This window comes from Streptomyces sp. SID14478 (assembly GCF_010548525.1).
Classification (GTDB): Bacteria; Actinomycetota; Actinomycetes; order Streptomycetales; family Streptomycetaceae; genus Streptomyces.
The window spans coordinates 1-1,782 of the sequence record NZ_JAAGMG010000282.1 but is presented as its reverse complement, the minus strand read 5'-3'; the positions used below and the strand labels follow the sequence as shown (position 1 = coordinate 1,782).

Sequence of the window (1,782 nt, the reverse complement as noted above, 5' to 3'; positions counted from 1 at the left end):
GCGACCTCGGCGAAGACCTCCTCGCCGCGCCGCCACACCGCCCGCATGCCCTGGAAGGCGGGGCCGTAGGCGTAGCCGCGCTCGGTCAGGTCGCCGTAGAAGTTCTCGACGTCGACGGGCTGGGCGCCCTGCGGCGGCCAGGTGGTGAAGTCGGCCGTGGCCTGCGGGGGCCTGGGGTCGGCCGACAGGAGTCCGGTGGCGTGCCGGGTCCACGGGCCGGTGCCGCCCTCGCCCGCGGTGTCCTCGCGCAGCGAGTAGACGTCGACGGTGCGCCGGCCGGTCGCGTCGGGTCCGCTCACCGCGACCTGGACGCGGACGCCGCCGCGCTCGGGCAGTGCCAGCGGCGCCTCGATGACGAGTTCTTCCAGGACGCCGTGGCCGAACTCGTCGCCGGCCCGGACGGCGAGGTCGACGTAGGCCGTGCCCGGGACGATGACGACGCCGCCGATCGCGTGCCCGGCGAGCCAGGGGTGCGTCTGCAGGGACAGGCGCGAGGTGAACACCAGGCCGTCGGACTGCGGCAGCGGGACCACCGCGCCGAGCAGCGGGTGGTCGGTGGCGGCCAGGCCGAGGGACGTCGAGTCGGTGGCCGAGCCGTCCATCCGGAGCCAGAAGTGCTGCTGGTCGAAGGCGTACGTCGGCAGGTCTACGCGGGTCGCGGGGGCGCCGGCCGGCAGGAGCGCGGACCAGTCGACGGGGACGCCGCGCACGAACAGTTCGGCGATGGAGGCGAACAGCCGTCGCAGGCCGCCCTCCTGGCGGCGCAGGGAGCCGGTCACCAGCACGTCGGCGGCGCCCTCGGTCTCGTAGACGATCTCGGTGACGGGCTGGACGAGGACGGGGTGGGCGCTGATCTCGACGAAGACGCCGTGGCCCTGCGCGATGAGGTCGGCGACGGCGGGGCCGAACGTCACCTGGCCGCGCAGGTTGCGGTACCAGTAGCCGCCGTCCGTGACGCCGGCGTCCTCGATCCAGCCGCTCGTGACGGTGGAGTAGAAGGGGATCGTGGGCGCCTGGGCGGTGATTCCGGTCAGCGCGTCGGCTAGGGCGTCCCGTATCCGCTCCACGTGGCGCGAGTGCGAGGCGTAGTCGACGGCGATGCGGCGCACCCGTACGCCCTGGTCCTCCAGGGTGTCCAGGGCTTCGTCCAGTGCCTGCGCGTCGCCCGCGATCACCACGGAGGACGGGCCGTTGACGGCGGCGACCTCGACGCGGTCCGCCCAGCGCTCCAGGCGCGCGGCGGCCTCCTCCTCGCTCAGGGCCACGGAGGCCATGCCGCCGCGCCCGGCCAGTTCGGAGGCGATCAGCTGGCTGCGCAGCGCGACGACACGGGCCGCGTCGTCGAGGGACAGCGCGCCGCTGACGCAGGCGGCGGCGATCTCGCCCTGGGAGTGGCCGACCACCGCGTCGGGCTCGACGCCCACGGACGCCCAGACGGCGGCAAGGCCGACCATCACGGCGAAGCTCGCGGGCTGCAGCACGTCGACGCGGTCCAGGAGTTCCGGAGGCGCGTCGCCGCGCAGTACGTCGATCAGCGACCAGTCGACCCAGCGCTCCAGGGCGGTGGCGCACGCGGCGATCCGTTCGGCGAACACCGGCGAGGTATCCAGCAACTCCCGGCCCATACCGGCCCATTGGGAGCCCTGGCCGGGGAAGACCCACGCGACCTTGCCCGGGGTGCCGGCACCGCGGACCACGCCGGACGCGCTCTCGCCCGCGGCCAGTGCCCGCAGGCCGGTCAGCGCCTCGTCGGCGGAGCCGGCCACGACGACCGCGCGCTCC

The 1,782-nt window shown here is 74.9% G+C and carries 1 protein-coding gene; it reads right to left on the bottom strand.

Translation table 11 applies throughout. The features are described from left to right. Positions 1-1,782, bottom strand: a 1,782-nt coding sequence (locus G3I40_RS09710; protein WP_164301754.1) for an acyltransferase domain-containing protein, incomplete at both ends; no start/stop codon positions are given.